The sequence below is a fragment of the Cupriavidus sp. UGS-1 genome, assembly GCF_021213615.1.
Lineage (GTDB): Bacteria > Pseudomonadota > Gammaproteobacteria > Burkholderiales > Burkholderiaceae > Cupriavidus.
Map to the genome: position 1 here is coordinate 174,468 of NZ_JAJQJF010000005.1, position 16,936 is coordinate 191,403.

15 protein-coding genes are annotated in these 16,936 nt (G+C 67.5%); all 15 read right to left on the bottom strand.

All coding sequences use genetic code 11. The features are described 5' to 3' along the window. Positions 1–87 precede the first annotated feature (87 nt). The 15 genes from LRR16_RS09315 to LRR16_RS09385 all read right to left on the bottom strand — a co-directional run bounded on the left by LRR16_RS09315 (position 88) and on the right by LRR16_RS09385 (position 16,799). Entirely contained in the window at positions 88–990 is a 903-nt protein-coding gene (locus LRR16_RS09315; RefSeq protein ID WP_150082965.1) for an SDR family oxidoreductase, read from the bottom strand. A gap of 29 nt (positions 991–1,019) precedes the next feature. Beyond that, complete coding sequence (locus tag LRR16_RS09320; protein WP_174781716.1) at positions 1,020–1,874, bottom strand: class II aldolase/adducin family protein; 855 nt, start codon at positions 1,872–1,874, stop codon at positions 1,020–1,022. 40 nt (positions 1,875–1,914) lie between these two features. After that, on the bottom strand, positions 1,915–2,925 hold the full coding sequence (locus LRR16_RS09325; protein WP_232205682.1) for an NADP-dependent oxidoreductase: 1,011 nt from the start codon (positions 2,923–2,925) through the stop codon (positions 1,915–1,917). Positions 2,926–3,001: 76 nt separating this feature from the next. Then, on the bottom strand, positions 3,002–4,267 hold the full coding sequence (locus LRR16_RS09330; RefSeq protein ID WP_232205683.1) for a serine hydrolase: 1,266 nt from the start codon (positions 4,265–4,267) through the stop codon (positions 3,002–3,004). Between the two features lie 186 nt (positions 4,268–4,453). After that, positions 4,454–4,900 (bottom strand): PaaI family thioesterase, encoded by a 447-nt coding sequence (locus tag LRR16_RS09335; protein ID WP_006577666.1) that lies wholly within the window; start codon positions 4,898–4,900, stop codon positions 4,454–4,456. A 187-nt stretch (positions 4,901–5,087) separates the two neighbouring features. Next, a complete protein-coding gene (locus tag LRR16_RS09340; protein WP_232205684.1) occupies positions 5,088–5,870 on the bottom strand; it encodes an SDR family oxidoreductase in 783 nt (260 codons plus the stop codon). A gap of 42 nt (positions 5,871–5,912) precedes the next feature. After that, entirely contained in the window at positions 5,913–7,778 is a 1,866-nt protein-coding gene (locus tag LRR16_RS09345; RefSeq protein WP_232205685.1) for an acyl-CoA dehydrogenase, read from the bottom strand. A gap of 194 nt (positions 7,779–7,972) precedes the next feature. Beyond that, a complete protein-coding gene (locus tag LRR16_RS09350; RefSeq protein WP_232205771.1) occupies positions 7,973–8,398 on the bottom strand; it encodes a PaaI family thioesterase in 426 nt (141 codons plus the stop codon). Between the two features lie 99 nt (positions 8,399–8,497). Beyond that, positions 8,498–9,676: an acetyl-CoA C-acyltransferase gene (locus LRR16_RS09355; protein ID WP_053821888.1), complete on the bottom strand. Its 1,179-nt coding sequence runs from the start codon at positions 9,674–9,676 to the stop codon at positions 8,498–8,500. Positions 9,677–9,757: 81 nt separating this feature from the next. Then, positions 9,758–10,393: a bifunctional nicotinamidase/pyrazinamidase gene (gene pncA / locus LRR16_RS09360; RefSeq protein ID WP_232205686.1), complete on the bottom strand. Its 636-nt coding sequence runs from the start codon at positions 10,391–10,393 to the stop codon at positions 9,758–9,760. Positions 10,394–10,431: 38 nt separating this feature from the next. After that, on the bottom strand, positions 10,432–12,513 hold the full coding sequence (locus LRR16_RS09365; protein ID WP_006576135.1) for a 3-hydroxyacyl-CoA dehydrogenase NAD-binding domain-containing protein: 2,082 nt from the start codon (positions 12,511–12,513) through the stop codon (positions 10,432–10,434). Between the two features lie 498 nt (positions 12,514–13,011). Next, positions 13,012–13,725 (bottom strand): ABC transporter ATP-binding protein, encoded by a 714-nt coding sequence (locus LRR16_RS09370; protein ID WP_232205687.1) that lies wholly within the window; start codon positions 13,723–13,725, stop codon positions 13,012–13,014. Continuing rightward, a complete protein-coding gene (locus LRR16_RS09375; protein WP_006576137.1) occupies positions 13,725–14,537 on the bottom strand; it encodes an ABC transporter ATP-binding protein in 813 nt (270 codons plus the stop codon). The genes LRR16_RS09370 and LRR16_RS09375 overlap by 1 nt, the downstream gene beginning before the upstream one ends. Further along, positions 14,534–15,847 (bottom strand): branched-chain amino acid ABC transporter permease, encoded by a 1,314-nt coding sequence (locus LRR16_RS09380; protein WP_006576138.1) that lies wholly within the window; start codon positions 15,845–15,847, stop codon positions 14,534–14,536. The genes LRR16_RS09375 and LRR16_RS09380 overlap by 4 nt, the downstream gene beginning before the upstream one ends. Before the next feature lie 4 nt (positions 15,848–15,851). Next, entirely contained in the window at positions 15,852–16,799 is a 948-nt protein-coding gene (locus tag LRR16_RS09385; RefSeq protein ID WP_064573489.1) for a branched-chain amino acid ABC transporter permease, read from the bottom strand. Positions 16,800–16,936: the final 137 nt, after the last annotated feature.

The following is a 16,936-nucleotide window of genomic DNA, read 5'->3' on the forward strand; positions in this document are numbered from 1 at the left end:
CGTCACTGGGCCCCGCCTTCGCGGGCGACGAGCGTGGTCGTCAATGGAACGGCATGCACGCTCCATGCCTGCGCGCGAAGGCCTGCCTCAGCCCCGCAGCGCCGCCACCAGCTCGTCGCGCACCTGCGGCTTGCCGGCGAACGGGTCGCCGGGATTGCGCTGCCCGACGATGTCCTCGAAACGCTGCTGCACCGGCGCCAGCGCGTGCGGATGCGAATAGATATAGAAGCGCTGCTCGCGGATCGCGTCGAAGGTCATCCGCGCCACGTCCTCCGCGCTGACCTTGCCCGAGGTGACCGCCTTGTCCGACAGCGCTTGCGCGACCAGCTGCGAGCGCGTCGGCGGCGCCTCGTTGCTCAGGTCCGCCGGGCGATTGCGGTGCGACTGGTGGATGCCGGTCGGCACGAAATACGGGCACAGCAGCGAGCAATGCACCTGTTCGGTCACCAGCGCCAGGTCCTGGTACAGCGACTCGGACAGCGACACCACCGCGTGCTTGGACACGTTGTAGATGCCCATCGCCGGCGGGTTCAGCAGCCCCGCCATCGATGCGGTATTGACGATATGGCCTTCGTACGAGGCATCGCGCGCGGCCGCCTCGAGCATCAGCGGCGTGAAGATGCGCACGCCGTGGATCACGCCGTGCAGGTTGACGCCGAGCACCCAGTCCCAGTCCTTCTGCGAGTTCTCCCAGACCAGCCCGCCGGCGCCGACGCCGGCATTGTTGAACAGCAGGTTGACCTCGCCGAACGCCTCGATCGCGGCATCGGCCAGCGCCTGCACCTGCTCGGCCTTCGATACGTCGACGCGCAGCCCGATCACGCGCGCGCCCTGCGTGCGCAGCTCGGCCACGGTGGCATCGAGCGCGTCCTGCTGGACGTCGGCCAGCACCAGCCGCATGCCGAGCGCCGCGCCAAGGCGCGCGAATTCCTTGCCGAATCCCGACGCGCCGCCGGTGATCACGGCCACCCTTTCCTGGAACTGTTTCATCGTGGTCTCCTGGTGGTCCCCTTCGCGCGTCAGTCGAGCAGGTCGGGCTGTTCCTTGACGATGCGCGCGTACAGCGGCTGGAACTGGAACCAGCCGGCCTGCGCGGTGCCGACGATCGAGTAGGCCTGGCGCGCCGCCGCGTCCGAGATCGTCTTCGGCGCGCCGCCGGTGCGCGCCGCGGCCGCCTCGGCCAGCAGCTGCACCTGGCACGAACGCTCCATCGTGATGAACCACCAGGCCGCCTCGTCCACCGTGCGGCCCACGGTCAGCAGGCCGTGGTTCTGCAGGATCACGGCCTTGTTGGCCCCCAGCGCATTGGCGATGCGCTGGCCCTCGTCCAGCTCGACCACCACACCGCCGAAGTCGTCGTAGACCGCATGGTCCTGGTAGAACGCGCAGACGTCCTGCGTCAGCGGATCGAGCGGCCGGCCCAGCGTCGACCAGGCGCGCCCATAGGTGCTGTGCGAATGCGCGGCGGCGACCGCGTCCTCGCGGGTCTGGTGCACGCGCGAGTGGATCGCGAAGGCGGCGGCGTTGACCGGGTGATCGCCCTCGACCACGTTGCCGTGATGGTCGCAGCGGATCAGGTTCGACACCTTGACTTGGCTGAAGTGGACGCCGAACGGGTTGACCCAGAAGGTATCGGGAAACTCCGGGTCGCGCGCGGTGATATGGCCGGCCACGCCCTCGTCAAAACCGAACTTCGAGAACAGCCGGAAGGCCGCCGCGAGCCGCTGCTTGCGGTGCAGGCGCTCCTCGGCGTGGGTCTCGAAGCGCGGCGGACGCGGCAACACGCGGTACTTCGCCTTGATTTCCTCGGGCAGATCGGCGCCGATCTCGTCGGCGCGGCCGGCACGCTGCGGTGCCTGGATGGGAGCGTTCATCGCGATCTCCTGCGGCTAATGAGCGGATAACGAGGGCCGATCAGATCAGCTTGACCAGCTGCTTGCCGAAGTTCTTGCCCTTGAGCAGGCCCATGAAGGCCTCGGGCGCGCTCTCCAGCCCCTGCGCCACGCTCTCGCGGAACTTCAGCTTGCCCTGCGCCACCGCGCCGCCGAGCTCGGACAGCGCCTGCGGCCATACGTCCATGTGCTCGGAAACGATGAAGCCCTCGATCTTCAGCCGCGACACCAGGATCAGTTGCGGATTCTTCATCGGCAGCGGCTCGCCGTCATAGCCGGCGATCATGCCGCACACCGCGATGCGGCCGAACGCGTTCATCCGCGACAGCACGGCATCGAGGATCTCGCCGCCGACGTTCTCGAAGTAGCCGTCGACGCCCTGCGGCGTGGCTTCCTTCAGCATCGCGTACAGCGCCTTCGGGTCGGACGCGGCCTTGTAGTCGACGCAGGCATCGAAGCCCAGCTCGTTGACCACGTAGTCGCACTTCTCCTTGCCGCCGGCGATGCCGACCGCGCGGCAGCTGGCCATCTTGGCGAGCTGTCCGACCACGCTGCCCACCGCGCCCGAGGCCGCGCTGACCACCACGGTCTCGCCCGCCTTCGGCGCGATGATGCGGTTCAGGCCGTACCAGGCGGTGACGCCGGGCATGCCGACCGCGCCCAGATAGGCCGACAGCGGGATCTTGCTGGTGTCGACCTTCTGCATGCCGCTGCCGTCGCTGACGCCCATCTCCTGCCAGCCGAACATGCCCAGCACCTTGTCGCCGACCGCGTACTTCGGATTGCGCGAGGCCACCACCTCGCCGACGGTGCCGCCGATCATCACCTCGTCCAGCGGCTGTGGTGTCGCGTAGGACTTGCCTTCGTTCATGCGGCCGCGCATGTACGGATCGAGCGACAGATAGTGGTTGCGGACCAGCACCTGGCCGTCGGCCAGCTCGGGCACCGGCACCTGCTCGAGCCGGAAGTTGTCCGGCGAGACGGCGCCGCTGGGACGGGAGGCGAGGACGATGCGCTTGTAGGTATCGGACATGGGCGGTTCCTTTGTCAGGGAGTCGTGGGACGTTGGACTTCGATGTTGGCGTCGGGTTTGGTGTCGACCCAGCCGCTCAGCGCTGCATCAGCGCGAACGCCAGCGCACGATAGGCGCGCAGCGTGATCGGGTCATTCGCGGCATTGCCGGCGATCGGGTGCGAGGCATAGCGCACGATGGTCATCTCGGCCTTCGGGTCGACATGGATGCGCTGGCCGAAGATGCCGCGCGCCTCGAACACACCGTGATCGTCGTGCGAGACCCACCACATATCGCGATAGCTCCAGCCAGGCAGATGAGCATAGACCGATTTGGCGAACTTCGCGCGGTCGCCGCCGCCGCGGATCTCGGCCACCACCGCGCCGGGGATCACCTGGCGGCCGTTGAAGCGCCCGTCGTTGCGCATCGCCTCGCCGAAGCGGGCCAGGTCGCGCAGCGTGGTGCTGATCGCGCCGCCGCCGCCCGGCGTGCCGATGCTGTCGACGGTGAAGTAGGCGTCCTCCTCGGCGCCGAGCGGCTGCCACAGCTTGTCGGACATCAGCTTCGGCAGCGGCACGCCCGATGCGCGCTGGACGATCCACGCCAGCACCTCGGCATTGACGGTCTTGTAGGCGAAGGCGCGGTCGTGCTCGCCCTCCTTGCGCAGCGTGGTCAGGAACTCGTAGAAGGTGCGCGGGCCCGCATAGTCGGGCGCGCGCGGGATCATGCCGCCGGCGCGCGCATAGTCGTTGACCTCGGCCTTCGGATCGGCGTAGTCCTCGGAGAATTTGACGCCGATCGTCATGTCCATCACCTGGCGCACAGTGGCGTCGCCATAGGCGGTATCGGCGAGCTCGGGCACGTAGCGCGTGACCGGCGCGCTCGGGTCCAGCTTGCCCTCGACGGCGAGCATCGCCGCCAGCGTGCCGACGAAGCTCTTGGTGATCGAGAACGCGGCGTGCGGCAGCTGTGGCTGCAGCGCGCCGAAGTATTTCTCGTAGACGACCTTGCCCTTGTGCATCACCAGGATGCCGTCGGTATAGGTCAGCGCCAGCATGTCGGCGAAGGTGCCGCGCGTGCCGTCGGCATCGACGAACGGAACGCCGCCGATATCGCGCTCGGCGCGCGGCAGTGCCGAGACCGGGCCCGGGCCGCGCCAGACCGAAACGGTCGGCACCAGCTCGCGCACATGCGAGAAGGTCCAGCGGTGCCGTGGGAAACCGTTGCTCTTGCCGCTGAAGCTGATGACCTTGTCCGGCGCCGGCGGAAAGCCCTGCATCCATCCCAGCGTGATGGGATCGGTCGCGGCGGCATCGGCGTAGGTGCGTGCCGGCGGGGTCTGTGCTTGCGTGGGATTCGTCATGGCGGTCAGCAGCGCGGCCGCGACGGACAACGCGGTGGGAGCGAAACCGGGAACAATACGGGGGAAGCTGCGGCGAAGGCGCGTGCGCCCGCGTCGAAAGGCCTGCATGGTGTCTCCATTTGTTTTTTCTCTTTGGATTCGGTTGGTGCGGATTGCTTGGTGCCGCAATACCCGGCGCGGGCAGCGTCAGCCGTCGGCGCCGGTATCCGCCGCGGTGTCGGCGCGCTGCGGCGGCGAGCGGCGCACGTACTTGAACGTGCCGGAGCTGCGCGCCACCAGCTTGCCGTCGGCGTCGACGATTTCCGCCTCGCAGAACGCCATCGACGTGGTGCGATGCACGCAGTCGCCGCGCGCAATCAGCGTGCCACGGCCTGGCGCCATGAAGCTGGTCTTCATCTCGATCGTCACCACGCCGCGGCCGTCCTCGGTATCGGCCGACCGGCAGGCCACCGCCATCGCGACGTCGAGCAGCGTCATCAGCACGCCGCCATGCGCCATTTCCCAACCGTTGTGATGGCGTTGCTCGATGTCGAGCTCGAGTTCGCTGACGCCGCCGCCCATGTGCGTGCAGCGCAGGCCGAGGTTATCGACGAAGGGGATCGGGATCGGGAAGCCTTTGCGCGGCTCGGTCATGGTGTGATGGTCCTTAGGGTGGTGGCGATGGCCTGGGTGTCGGTCGGGATGCGCTACTTTGCCCTCTCCCTCGATCCCTCTGCCGCAAGCGGGAGAGGGAAAAGAACCATCGAATCGCCGATGGTGTTCTCCCTCTCCCCTCATGGGGAGAGGGCTGGGGAGAGGGGTGGTCTCAGCGCACACAATCTCAAACCGCGCTGACGCCCCCATCCACCGCCAGGATCTGCCCGGTAATGTGCTTGCCCGCCTCCGTCGCGAACAGCAGCGCCGCGCCCTTCAGGTCCTCGTCGTCGCCGAGGCGATGCAGCGGCACACCCTCGCACATCTTGTCGACGCCAAGCCGCGCCAGCGAGCCCTGCGTCATCTTCGACGGGAAGAAGCCCGGCGCCAGCGCGTTGACGGTGATGTTGTGCTCGCCCCATTCGGCCGCCAGCGTGCGCGTGAAATTGACCACCGCGCCCTTGGACGTGTTGTAGGCGATCGTCTCCATCGTGCCCGGCGGATTGCCGGCCAGCCCCGCGATCGACGCGACGTTGATGATGCGGCCATAGCGGCGCGGAATCATCGATTGCTTGCCAATGCGCTGCGTCAGCAGGAACAGGCCGCGCACGTTCAGGTTCATCACCTTGTCCCAGGCCTCGACCGGATGGTCCTCGGCGGGCGCGCCCCAGGTTGCGCCGGCATTGTTGACCAGGATGTCGACGTGGCCCAGGCGCGCCAGCGTCTCGTCGGCCAGCCGCGCGATCTCGTCGTCGCGCGAGCCATCGGCGGCGATCCAGTCGGCCTCGATGCCGCGCGCCTTCAGATGTTCCTGCGCGGCCTTCAACTCGTCGGCCTTGCGCGCCGACAGTACCAGCCGCGCGCCCTGCTCGCCCAGCGCCTCGGCAATCTGCAGGCCGAGCCCGCGCGAGCCGCCGGTGATCAGCGCGGTGCGCCCTTTCAAGTCGAACAATTCAGCGATGGTCTTCATGGTGTCTCCTCGTTATTCGGTGCTGCCGGGCCGGTGCGCCGGCTAGAACCAGGCGTCCTGCATGTCCAGCGTGGTGCGGTCCAGCGACGCGAGCAGATCCAGCTGCGGTCCGACCTTCGGCAATTCCCAGCGGAAGAAGTAATCCGCCGCCGCCAGCTTGCCGCGATAGAAGTCCGCGTCCGCATGGCCCGACGGCCGCGCCGCCAGCGCGGTGTGCGCCAGCATCGCCTGCTCCAGCCAGATCCAGGCGACCACCACGTGGCCGAACGCTTCGAGGTAGACCGAGGCATTGGCCAGCGTGACCGCCGGATCGCCGGCCGCCCACAGTTGGGCCGTGACGTCGGCCAGCCGCGCGACGCGCGCGGCCAGCGCGCGGGCATGCGTGCCCAGCGCCGCGTCGCCGCTGGCCATCGCGCGCTCGATCGTCCCCTGCACCACCTGCCCCAGCGCCTTGAACGCGGCGCCGTCCTTCATCACGACCTTGCGCCCGAGCAGGTCCAGACCCTGGATGCCGTGCGTGCCTTCGTGGATCGGGTTCAGCCGATTGTCGCGATAGAACTGCTCGACGTTGTACTCGCGCGTATAGCCGTAGCCGCCGTGCACCTGGATCGCCAGGCTGTTGGCCTCCAGGCACCATTGCGACGGCCAGCTCTTGGCGATCGGGGTCAGGATGTCGAGTAGCAACGCGAGGCGCTGATGTTCCGCCGTATCGCCAGCCGTGGCGGCGGCGCGCTCCTCGTCGACCAGCCGCGCGCAGTACAGGTTCAGCGCGAGCCCGCCCTCGACGTAGCTCTTCTGCGCCAGCAGCATGCGGCGCACGTCGGCATGCTCGACCAGCCTGACCTGCGGGCTCGACGGGTCCTTGCCGCCGGGGCCCACCGGCCGGCCCTGCGGCCGGTTGCGCGCGTAGTCCAGCGCGTGCAGATAGCCGGTATAGCCGAGCATCACCGCGCCGAGGCCGACGCCGATGCGGGCCTCGTTCATCATGTGGAACATGCAGGCCAGGCCCTGGTGCGGCTCGCCGACCAGATAGCCGATCGCGCCCGCCTTGCCGCCCGGTCGGTAGCGCGTGCCCTCGCCGAAGTTCAGCAGGCAGTTGGTGGTGCCGCGATAGCCCATCTTGTGGTTCAGGCCGGCCAGCACCACGTCGTTGCGCTCGCCCAGCGAGCCGTCGGCATTGACCAGGAACTTGGGCACGATGAACAGCGAGATGCCCTTGACGCCGGGAATCAGCTTGCCGTCGGGGCCGGGGATCTTGGCCAGCACCAGATGGACGATGTTGTCGGACAGCTCGTGCTCGCCGGCCGAGATCCACATCTTGTTGCCGCGCAGCCGGTATTGCGCGCCCAGCGGCGATTCGCCCTCGTACTCGGCGCGCGTGGTGATGTCCGACAGCGACGAGCCGGCCTGCGGCTCGGACAGGCACATGGTGCCGAAGAAGCGCCCTTCCAGTTCAGGCTTGACGAACGTCTCGATCTGCGCCGGCGTGCCGTGCGTCAGCAGCAGATTGGCGTTGCCGATGGTCAGGAACGGATAGGAGCTGGTGCCGACGTTGGCGCCCTTGAAATACGCGAAGCCGGCCTTCTCGACCACCACCGGCAGCTGCATGCCGCCCAGCTCGTAGTCCTGCCCGGCCGCCATCAGGCCGGCCTCGCAAAACGCCTTCAGCGCGGTCTTGACCTCGGGAATGATGGTGACGGTGTCGCCGTCGAAATGCGGTTCCTGCTGGTCGTTCTTCTTGTTATGCGGCGCGAACAGATCGGTGGCGATCTTCTCGCAGGTATCGAGCGCGGCATCGAAGGTTTCGCGCGAGTGGTCGGCATAGCGCGGGATGCGCGTCAGCGTTTCGACATCGAGCCACTCGTAGAGCAGAAAATCGAGGTCGCGGCGGGAAAGGATCAACGACATGGCGATTGCCGCTCCTTGGGATGGAAATGGATTGGGGATGCGGGCGTGAGTTGCCCTCTCCCCCGGCCCTCTCCCGCGAGCGGGAAAGGGGAGCAGACCGATGGCATGTCAAAGCCCGCCGGTGTTCTCCCTCTCCCGCCTGCGGGAGAGGACCGGGGAGAGGGCAAGCCGCCCCACCCCAACAAAAAAACCGCTCAGCCCGCCTCGCCCATCCGTGCAATGGTGCCCTGCGCGACCGCGCACAGCCTTTCCTCGCCGTCCCGGACGGCGAAGACATCGCAACGGACCACGGCCTGCTGCCGCCCGCGGCTGATGCACTCGGCTCGCGCGATCAGGCGCTCGCCCAGCGCGGGGCGAACGTAGTTGATCTTGTATTCCGAGGTCACCACCGGCGCCGCCATCGCGGCGCCGCCGGCATAGGTCAGCGCATTGTCGGCCAGATAGCTGACCACGCCGCCGTGGGCGAAGCCATGCTGCTGCTTCAACGGTTGCCGCAGCGGCAATTGCAGCTCGGCACGCTGCGGCGTCAGCAGGGTCAGCTCCGCGCCGAGCAGCACCGAGAACGGCTGCTCGGCGAGGATCGCGCGGCCGTGGGCCAGCAGGTCGCCCGGCTGGCCCAGGTCACGCGGCTGGCCGCGCTCGGACGATGCCTCGGCGGAGCCGGCGGACGGTGCGGCGGACAGTGCGGTGGACGAGGTGGAAGACACCGCGGCCTGCGCTTACAGCACCTCGAACAGGCCTGCCGCGCCCTGGCCGCCCCCGATGCACATGGTGACGACCACGTACTTGACGCCGCGGCGCTTGCCTTCGATCAGCGCATGGCCGACCAGGCGAGCGCCCGACACGCCGTACGGGTGGCCCACCGCGATCGCCCCGCCGTTGACGTTCAGGCGGTCCATCGGGATGCCCAGCGTGTCGGCGCAGTACAGCACCTGCACGGCGAACGCCTCGTTCAGCTCCCACAGGCCGATGTCCTCGACCTTCAGGCCGGCCTTCTTCAGCAGCTTGGGCACGGCGAACACCGGGCCGATGCCCATTTCATCGGGCTCGCAGCCGGCCACCGCGAAGCCGCGGAAGGCGCCCAGCGGCTTCAGGCCGCGCTGCTCCGCCAGCTTGGCGCTCATCACCACCGCCGCCGAGGCGCCGTCCGAGAACTGCGACGCATTGCCGGCCGCGATCACGCCGCCCGGCATCGCCGTGCGGATCTTCGACACGCCTTCGTAGGTGGTATCCGGACGGATGCCCTCGTCGGCCGAGACGGTGACCTCGCGCGTCACCAGCTGCCCGGTGGCCTTGTCCGCCACGCCGGCCAGCACCGTCAGCGGCACGATCTCGTCGTTGAACTTGCCGGCCTCCTGGGCCGCCGCCGCGCGCATCTGGCTCTGCACGCCGTATTCGTCCTGGCGCTCGCGCGGGATGTTGTAGCGCTTGGCGACGTTCTCCGCGGTCTGCAGCATGCTCCAGTAGATCTCGGGCTTGTTCTTGACCAGCCAGCCTTCCTGGATCATGTGGCGGTTCATTTCCTGCTGCACGCAGGAGATGCTCTCCACCCCGCCGGCGACGAAGATGTCGCCCTCGTCCGCGATCACGCGCTGCGCAGCCATCGCGATGGTCTGCAGGCCCGACGAGCAGAAACGGTTCACCGTGGCGCCCGGCACCGTCACCGGGCAGCCGGCGCGCAGCGCGATCTGGCGCGCGATGTTGGCGCCGGTCGCGCCTTCGGGGTTGGCGCAGCCCATCAGCACGTCCTCGACCTCGCCCGGCTCGATGTTGGCGCGCGCGATCGCGTGCTGGACCACATGGCCGCCGAGGGTGGCGCCGTGCGTCATGTTGAAGCCGCCCTTCCAGCTCTTGGCCAGACCGGTCCGTGCGGTCGATACGATCACTGCCTCGTTCATTTGTTGCTCCTCAGTATTCTCGGTGTCTGGTGTATCGATGTCTCGATGTCTCGGTGCCCATGCGCTGTCGCACGGGCCATCTCAGCTCAGCAGCTCGGCGGCACGCACCCTGCCGACGCCCGCCTCGGCGAGGCTCGCCCAGGCGGCGTCCAGCGATCCGTTCAGGTCGATCGCGCGGCAGGCGTCCTCGACCACCACCGCATCGAAGCCCGCCGCGCGCGCGTCCAGCGCGCTCCAGGCCACGCAGTAGTCGGTCGCCAGGCCGACGCAGATCACGCGGCGCACGCCATGCTCGCGCAGATAGCCGGCCAGCCCGGTCGGGGTCGTGCGATCCGCCTCGACAAAGGCGGAATAGCTGTCGACCTCGCGCTGATGACCCTTGCGGATCACCAGCCGCGCGTGCGGCACCGCCAGTTGCGGATGCAGCTCGGCCCCCAGTTGCTCCTGCACGCAGTGCGCGGGCCAGAGCACCTGCTCGCCATACGGCAGCGTGGTGGTCTGGAACGGCGCCGCGCCGGCATGGTTGGCCGCGAACGACACGTGGTCGGCCGGGTGCCAGTCCTGCGTCAGCACCACATGCGTGAACGCCTCGGCCAGCCGGTTGATCACCGGCACGACCTGGTCGCCTTCGGGCACGGCGAGCGCGCCGCCGGGCATGAAGTCGTTCTGCACATCGATCACCAGCAGGCAATCGCTGTTGCCGAAGCGTCGTTGCATGGTCGCGTCCATTGCGTCGGTGCCGTGCCGTTCGCCGCTCAGCCGTTGAAGCCCTTGCCCTCGGCCGCCAGCTTCTTGAGCAGCGGCGCCGGCTCCCACGCTTCGCCGTGGTAGCCCTTGGCATAGCGCTGCATCGACAGCAGCACGTTGTACAGGCCGACCTGGTCCGCATACAGCATCGGGCCGCCGCGATGCAGCGGGAAGCCGTAGCCGGTCAGGTAGACCATGTCGATGTCCGAGGCCTTCGAGGCAATGCCTTCCTCGAGAATCTTCGCGCCTTCATTGACCAGCGCGTACACCAGACGCTCGACGATCTCCTCGTCCGAGATCTTGCGGCGCGTGATGCCCAGATCCTTGGAATGCTGGACGATCATCTCGTTGACCTGCTGGTTCGGGTACGGCTTGCGGTCGCCCGGCTTGTAGTCGTACCAGCCCGCGCCGGTCTTCTGGCCGAAGCGTCCCATCTCGCACAGCAGGTCGGCGGTCTTCGAATACTGGATGTCCGGCTTCTCGACCGCGCGGCGCTTGCGGATCGCCCAGCCGATGTCGTTGCCGGCCAGGTCGCCCATGCGGAACGGGCCCATCGCGAAGCCGAACTTCTCGATCGCCTTGTCGACCTGCTCGGGCAGCGCGCCCTCGTCGAGCAGGTAGCCGGCCTGGCGGCTGTACTGCTCGATCATGCGGTTGCCGATGAAGCCGTCGCAGACGCCCGACACCACCGCGGTCTTCTTGATCTTCTTGGCGACCTGCATGACCGTGGCCAGCACGTCCTTGCCGGTCTTGTCGCCGCGCACCACTTCCAGCAGCTTCATCACGTTGGCCGGGCTGAAGAAGTGCATGCCGACCACGTCCTGCGGACGCCTGGTGAACGAGGCGATCTTGTTGACGTCGAGCGTCGAGGTGTTCGAGGCCAGGATCGCGCCGGGCTTGGCAACCTCGTCCAGCTTCTTGAACACGGTCTCCTTGACGCCCATTTCCTCGAACACCGCCTCGATGATCAGGTCGGCGTCCTTGATGTCGTCATAGGACAGCGTGGTCGACAGCAGGCCCATGCGCTGCTCGACCTTCTCCTGCGTCAGCTTGCCCTTCTTGGCGCTGTTCTCGTAGTTGCGGCGGATCGTGGCCACGCCGCGGTCCAGCGCTTCCTGCTTGGTTTCCAGAACGGTGACGGGGATGCCGGCGTTCAGGAAGTTCATCGAGATGCCGCCGCCCATGGTGCCGGCGCCGATCACGGCAACCTTCTCGATCTTGCGGGTCGGCGTGTCCGACGGCACGTCGGGGATCTTGCTGGCGGCGCGCTCGCCGAAGAAGGCATGGCGCAGCGCGCGCGATTCCGGCGTATTGACCAGGAACATGAAGCCTTCGCGCTCCAGGCGCAGGCCCTCGTCGAAGGGCTTCAGCGAAGCGGCCACCGCCTCGACGCACTTGCCCGGCGCCGGGAAGTTCTTCGCCACGGCGGCGACGGTGTTCTTGGCGAAGGCGAGGAAGCCCTCTGCGTTTTCATGGCGCACCTTCAGGTCGCGCACCTTGGGGTGCGGGCCCGACGCGGCGCCGACATTGCGGGCGAAGGCGATCGCCGCGGGCAGCACGTCGCCATCGACGATCTCGTCGAACAGCTTGGTGCCGGCGAACTTCTCCGACAGCACCGGGTTGCCGGTCACGATCATGTTGAGCGCGGCCTCCAGGCCGATCACGCGCGGCAGGCGCTGCGTGCCGCCGGCGCCCGGCAGGATGCCCAGCTTGACTTCGGGCAGCGCGATCTGCGCACCCTTGGATGCGACGCGGTAGTTGCAACCCAGCGCCAGCTCCAGACCGCCGCCCATCGCCACCGAATGCACCGCGGCGACGACCGGCTTGGTCGAATTCTCGATCACCTTGATCACCGAATGCAGCGTCGGCTCCTGCGTCGCCTTCGGCGTATTGAACTCGCGGATGTCGGCGCCGCCCGAGAACGCCTTGCCGGCACCGGTGATGACGACCGCCTTGACCGCGGCATCGTCCAGCGCACGGGTCATGCCTTCGACGATGCCAAGCCGGGTGCTGTGACCCAGGCCGTTGACAGGGGGATTGTCGAGCGTGATGACGGCGATGCCGTCCTGAACCTGATACTGCGCTGTCATGCTGGTTCCTTTGGTGTCTTGGTTGTCTCGGGATTCGAATTCTCGAATATTGTTTTACTTCGGCTGCGCCATCGGCATCGCGGTGCGCCTCGGGAATAGTAGGCGCGAGCCGGCCGTCCGGGGAGGCGAGCGAAACAAGCATACACAAAATAGAACGGTCGTTCAATTTCTATTTTGGAGGAGAAATCCGCCGCCGCAGACACAAAAAAAGCGCGCCATGCGGGGGCTGCATGGCACGCCTTCATGGCATGCATGGTCGTGTGGGGAAAGAGGGAGTGAAGTCTCGAATCGAGCGCTGCTGCCCTCTCCCCCAGCCCCTCTCCCGCAAGCGGGAGAGGGGAGCAAACCGATGGCCCCCTGATGAGCACCGCGTGTGTCCCTCTGCGGGAGAAGGAGCAAACCGATGGCCCTGATCAGCACCGCCTGTGTTCTCCCTCTCCCGCTTGCGGGAGAGGGTCGGGGAGAGGGAAACGGCGCCGTATCGACCGATACGGCCGATCACACCTCCAACCACTCCTTGCGCACCTGCGCATTGGTCTTGAGCTCCGCCGGCGTCCCTTCGAAAACGATGTGCCCGTGGCCCATCACGTAGACGCGCTGCGAGATGTCCAGCGCGATCGCCAGCTTCTGCTCGATCAGCAGCACCGACACGCCGCGCTCCTTCAGCACCTTCAGGTAGTCGGCAACCTGGGCGACGATCATCGGCGCGAGCCCCTCGGTCGGCTCGTCGATCAGCACCAGGTCGGGGTCGCCCATCAGCGTGCGGCACAGCGTCAGCATCTGCTGCTCGCCGCCCGACAGCACGCCGGCCGGCGTGTTCTCGCGCTCCTTCAGGCGCGGGAACAGCGCGAACATGTCGTCGGTGCTCCAGCGCGGCCGGCTCTGGCGCGGGTTCGGCTTCTCGCCCAGCAGCAGGTTCTGGCGCACCGTCAGCGTCGGAAAGATGTCGCGATTCTCGGGCACGTAACCGACGCCGAGGTGCGCGATCTCGAAGGTACGCCGCCCCAGGATCTCGTCGCCGCGAAAGCGTACCGAGCCCTCGGCCTTGACCATGCCGAGGATGGCCTTGGCCATCGTCGAGCGCCCCACCCCGTTGCGTCCCAGCAGCGCGACGATCTCGCCCTCGTCGATATGCAGATCGACACCATGCAGGATATGGCTCTTGCCGTAGTAGGCGTGCAGCCCCTGCACCTCAAGCATGCGCTTGCCCATCAGTGCGCCCCCTCGCTTGCGCTTGCGCCTACCGCGCCCTCGCCTTCGCCCTCGTCCAGCGTTGTGCCCAGATAGGCTTCCTTGACGCGGCGATCGTTGCGGATGGCCTCGGGCGTACCGGTCGCGATCACCTCGCCGTAGACCAGCACCGAGATGCGGTCGGCCAGCCCGAACACCACGCTCATGTCGTGCTCGACCATCACCAGCGTCTTGCCCACGGTGACCTTGCGGATCAGCTCGACCGCATGGTCTGACTCCGAGCGGCTCATGCCGGCGGTCGGCTCATCCAGCAGGATCACATCGGCGCCGCCGGCGATCGTGATGCCGATCTCCAGCGCGCGCTGCTCGGCGTAGGTCAGCAGGCCCGACTGCGTATGGCGGCGATGCTGCAGGCCGATCAGCTCCAGCACCTCCTCGGCCCGTTCGCGCGCATCGCGCAATTCGGACAGCCGGTGCCAGAACGAATACTTGTAGCCGAGCGCCCATAGCACCGCGCAGCGCAGGTTCTCGAATACGGTCAGCCGATGGAAGATATTGGTGATCTGGAAGCTGCGCGACAGCCCCTTGCGATTGATCACGAACGGCTGCAGCCCGCCGATCTCCTCGCCATTGAGCCGCACCGATCCCGAGGTCGGCGCGAACCGGCCGGAGATCAGGTTGAAGGTGGTCGACTTGCCCGCGCCGTTGGGGCCGATCAGCGCATGGCGCTCGCCGCGCGCAATGTTCAGCGTCACGCCGCGGATGATCTCGGTCTGGCCGAAGCGCTTGCGCACATCGGTCAGCTCCAGCGCCGCCGTGGTATCCCGCCTCATGCCGCTCCTCCCGCGATTTCCGCCTGCACCTTGTCCCACCGCAGCCGCGCCTGCCCCACCGTGAAGCGCCATGCGGCCAGTCCGACCAGCCAGAGCGCCGCCGCCACGCCCCACGGCGCCAGCGTGCCGGCATCGAACGCGATGCCGAACAGCGACATCGCGGTGCCATTGGCGCTGTCGACCTGCACCTTGTAGACCAGCTCGACCGTCAGGATGATCGCCGCCAGCAGCACCACCCCGGCCAGCGCGCACAGCCCGTAGGACGGCAGCATCTGACGGAACTTGCCGCGCGCCACCAGCGGCAGCTGCATCATCAGCAGGCTGGCCAGCCCGCCCGGCACGAACATCACCATCAGCACGAAGAACAGGCCGAGGTACAGCAGCCACGCCTTGGTCAGGTCCGACAGCGCGACCGCGAACAGCACGAACACCACGGCGCCGACGATCGGCCCGAAGAAGAAGCCGGCGCCGCCGATGAAGGCCGCCAGCAGCACGCCGCCCGAGCGCACCGCGCTGACGTTCTCCGCCGACACGATCTCGAAGTTGATCGCCGCCAGCGCGCCGGAGATGCCGGCGAAGAATGCCGACAGGATCAGCACCAGATAGCGCACGCGCTGCGTGTTGTAGCCGATGAATTCGGCGCGCTCGGGGTTGTCCCGCACCGCGTTGGCGATGCGGCCGAGCGGCGTCTGCGTCCACGCATACATCGCCGCCATCGACAGCAGGCACCAGATCGCGATCAGGTAGTAGACCTGCCGGCCCGGCCCGAACGTGATGCCCAGGAACGGCTCGCCGACCACGCGGTTGGTCGAGATGCCGCCCTCGCCGCCGAAGAATTCCGGGAACATCAGCGAGCTGGCGAACACCATCTCGCCGATGCCGAGCGTGATCATCGCGAAGGTGGTGCCGGACTTCTTGGTCGTCACGTAGCCAAAGATGACGCCGAAGAAGGCACCGGCGAGTCCTCCGACCAGCGGCAGCAGCGACACCGGCATCCACACGGTGCCGGCGCCGGCCATGTTCAGCACATGGACCGCGATGAAGGCGCCCAGGCCCGAATAGACGGCGTGCCCGAACGACAGCATGCCGGTCTGGCCGAGCAGCATGTTGTAGGACAGCGCGAACACGATCATGATGCCCATCTGCGACATCAGCGTGATCGCAAACCCGCCGGTGAAGATCAGCGGCAGCACCAGCATCAGCAGCGCCGTGGTGCCCCACAGCACCCAGCGGCCCAGGTTCAGCGGCCGGTAGCGCATCGTGCGGCCGGTGACCGTGGTGTCTTGCGTGCGTTGCATCGTCGATTCCATCGCGTCAGCTCTCCCGGGTTCCCATCAGGCCGCGCGGGCGGAAGATCAGCATCACGACCAGCAGCAGATACGGCAGCACCGGGGCGACCTGCGCCACCGTCAGCCGCCACAGCGAATAGAACGGCGTTTCGCTGGTCACGTTCAGCCCCAGCGAATTGAACATGCCGGCGAGCGACGCGTCGATGGTGACCGCGAAGGTCTGCAGCAGCCCGATCAGGATCGACGCGATGAACGCCCCGACCAGCGAGCCCATGCCGCCGACCACCGCCACCACGAACACGATCGAGCCGACCGCGGCGGCCATCGACGGCTCGGTGACGAAGGCATTGCCGCCGATCACGCCGGCCAGGCCCGCCAGCGCGGCGCCGCCGCCGAACACCATCATGAACACGCGCGGCACGTTGTGGCCCAGGGCCTCGACCATCTCCGGATGCGTCAGGGCGGCCTGGATCACCAGCCCGATGCGGGTGCGCGTCAGCACCAGGTAGATCGCCACCAGCATCGCCAGCGACACCAGCATCATGAAGGCGCGGTACTTGGGGAAGGCCGAGGTGAACACGGTAAACAGCGGACCGTCGAGCTCGGCGGGAATCCGGTACGGCACCGCCGCCAGACCCCAGACCAGCTTGACGCCTTCCTCGATCAGGTAGGCCAGGCCAAAGGTGAACAACAGTTCGGCGACGTGGCCGTACTTGTGCACCGCCCGCAGGCCGAAGCGCTCGACCAGCGCGCCCGCGAACGCCACCAGCAGCGGCGCGGCGATCAGCGCCGGCCAGAAGCCGATCTTGGTCGAGATCGAATACGCGAAATAGGCGCCGAGCATGTAGAAGCTCGCATGCGCGAAGTTCAGCACGCCCATCATGCTGAAGATCAGCGTCAGGCCCGACGACAGCATGAACAGCAGCAGCCCATAGCTGATGCCGTTCAACAGCGAGATGATGAAGAATTCCACAGCCAGTCCTTCCATCTGGCGCCGGGCCGGCGGCAAGTGCCGCCGTCCGGCGAAGGCGAAGCGAGGGCGGGCGCGGCGGCCGTGTCTGCGCCCCCAGGGGCTGGCAGCATACCACCGGCGCTGGCGGTCAGAGGCCG

Bases quoted from the DNA above. Each gene is read 5' to 3' on its own strand.
- LRR16_RS09315 (WP_150082965.1), bottom strand. From the start codon at position 990: ATGAAACAGTTCCAGGAAAGGGTGGCCGTGATCACCGGCGGCGCGTCG.
- LRR16_RS09320 (WP_174781716.1), bottom strand. From the start codon at position 1,874: ATGAACGCTCCCATCCAGGCACCGCAGCGTGCCGGCCGCGCCGACGAG.
- LRR16_RS09325 (WP_232205682.1), bottom strand. From the start codon at position 2,925: ATGTCCGATACCTACAAGCGCATCGTCCTCGCCTCCCGTCCCAGCGGC.
- LRR16_RS09330 (WP_232205683.1), bottom strand. From the start codon at position 4,267: ATGACGAATCCCACGCAAGCACAGACCCCGCCGGCACGCACCTACGCC.
- LRR16_RS09335 (WP_006577666.1), bottom strand. From the start codon at position 4,900: ATGACCGAGCCGCGCAAAGGCTTCCCGATCCCGATCCCCTTCGTCGAT.
- LRR16_RS09340 (WP_232205684.1), bottom strand. From the start codon at position 5,870: ATGAAGACCATCGCTGAATTGTTCGACTTGAAAGGGCGCACCGCGCTG.
- LRR16_RS09345 (WP_232205685.1), bottom strand. From the start codon at position 7,778: ATGTCGTTGATCCTTTCCCGCCGCGACCTCGATTTTCTGCTCTACGAG.
- LRR16_RS09355 (WP_053821888.1), bottom strand. From the start codon at position 9,676: ATGAACGAGGCAGTGATCGTATCGACCGCACGGACCGGTCTGGCCAAG.
- pncA (WP_232205686.1), bottom strand. From the start codon at position 10,393: ATGCAACGACGCTTCGGCAACAGCGATTGCCTGCTGGTGATCGATGTG.
- LRR16_RS09365 (WP_006576135.1), bottom strand. From the start codon at position 12,513: ATGACAGCGCAGTATCAGGTTCAGGACGGCATCGCCGTCATCACGCTC.
- LRR16_RS09370 (WP_232205687.1), bottom strand. From the start codon at position 13,725: ATGGGCAAGCGCATGCTTGAGGTGCAGGGGCTGCACGCCTACTACGGC.
- LRR16_RS09375 (WP_006576137.1), bottom strand. From the start codon at position 14,537: ATGAGGCGGGATACCACGGCGGCGCTGGAGCTGACCGATGTGCGCAAG.
- LRR16_RS09380 (WP_006576138.1), bottom strand. From the start codon at position 15,847: ATGGAATCGACGATGCAACGCACGCAAGACACCACGGTCACCGGCCGC.